At 35.7% G+C, this 308-nt stretch carries 1 protein-coding gene; it reads left to right on the plus strand.

Going from position 1 to position 308, the window contains the following annotated elements; genetic code table 11:
- A partial coding sequence (locus MTCD1_RS18845) for a helix-turn-helix domain-containing protein (protein WP_200818649.1) occupies positions 1 to 308 on the plus strand: 308 nt, incomplete at both ends.

Below are 308 nucleotides of genomic sequence, written 5' to 3' on the forward strand. Positions count from 1 at the left end.
GTCTGTAATCATATTCACCTTAAATCGTCTGTTATCAACAATATTGAACAAAGTGTTGCTGATAAAAAAATATCATCTACATTCATGCGTGGCTACATTCGTTGTTATGCTCGTTATCTTAAAATATCTGAAGATGAAATCATTGCTGCTTATGATAGCCAAAATGTAGCATGTGAACAACAAGCTGAATTGCAGAGTTTTTCCCGCAGAACTAAATTGGAAGCACACGATAACCGTTTAATGCTGGTGAGTTACGGTATTATTGGCTTTATGCTAGCGGTATTTTTAATTTGGGGATTACGTGGTGA

Origin of the sequence: Colwellia marinimaniae (assembly GCF_002207865.1) — a bacterium.
Classification (GTDB): Bacteria; Pseudomonadota; Gammaproteobacteria; order Enterobacterales; family Alteromonadaceae; genus Colwellia; species Colwellia marinimaniae.